Source organism: Endozoicomonas sp. SESOKO4, assembly GCF_024606275.1.
In genome coordinates this window covers 1-1,078 of the sequence record NZ_JAHHPS010000018.1, presented here as the reverse complement: position 1 = coordinate 1,078, position 1,078 = coordinate 1, and the positions used below count along the sequence as shown (strand labels likewise).

At 47.1% G+C, this 1,078-nt stretch carries 1 protein-coding gene; it reads right to left on the bottom strand.

Translation table 11 applies throughout. From position 1 onward, the window contains the following. Nucleotides 1-32 precede the first annotated feature (32 nt). Nucleotides 33-974 (bottom strand): glycosyltransferase family 2 protein, encoded by a 942-nt coding sequence (locus KDK16_RS00240; protein ID WP_257274170.1) that lies wholly within the window; start codon nucleotides 972-974, stop codon nucleotides 33-35. Nucleotides 975-1,078 lie beyond the last annotated feature (104 nt).

Below are 1,078 nucleotides of genomic sequence, written 5' to 3'. Positions count from 1 at the left end.
CCTCAATTTCTTGCAATCCTCGCTGCGGACGCTTAAGTCCGACAGGCTGCTAGCAATCTTTTGCGTACAGGAAGCCATAGCAGTAAAGAACTGCCTGGTGAGTTAAACACAAGTTTAAAAGCCTTAAGCACCTGCCCGCCCTTGATATATCGAACCAGTTTCAGAAAGTCCCGACCACGGATCAGGTTTCTGGTTCGAAAATCCTGGGCATTGGAACTTTCTTGCCCCAAAGTAAACTCCGACAAAAAGCGCCCATCGTTAGCAAGAAGAATGTTAATATCTTCGACTCTCATGATCCGGGAGATGGACTCTGAACGAATGGTATAAACATATCCGGCCTTTTCAGTCATCTTTGCTTTTGCTCCGTGTGCCAGGCAGGCAGCAAGGAAATAATAATCTTCGCCTATTCGCACTTCTGGCCAGTAGGTAACACCTTTTTCCTGCAAAAATCGCCTGCGAAAAACTGGCTTTAAGTAGCCTGTTGACTTGATATGGGTAAAAATCAGGTTGGTTGAAATAAGATGCGCCAGCGTTAACTCATCGACAGGTAGCTCTCCCTGTTTGAAAAAAGGCACGCATTCTTTCCTGCCATATGGTTGCTCAACGACAGGATCGATAAGAATATCGACTGTCTTATCCGCTTTATTTAGTAGGTTCGAAAGACGACCCGGCAAAAAATAGTCATCCGAGTCCAGCACTGCAATCCAGTCTCCCCTTGCAGCAGCAAACCCCAGGTTTCTGGCTGCCCCGGGGCCACTGTTCTCTTCTGCCTGAATCAGAACAACCCGTTCATTCTGGTAGTCTTTAACAATATCGACAGTGTGATCTTCGGAAGCATCATCTATCACGATGACTTCTACCTGAACCCCTTCCTGGCTGAGAGCAGAATCAATCGCTTTTTGGATAAAACCGGCAGCGTTCCAGGCAGGAATCACTACCGAAACATCAGGGTGGGTAACATCGCTCAAGGCCACAGTCTTCTTCCTGATAATCAGTTAAAGCGCATTAATCGATTTGCCGGACTTGCCTAGCAGCCTGTCGGACTTAAGGCTGTCCTACTGCGGTTGCAATAAATTGG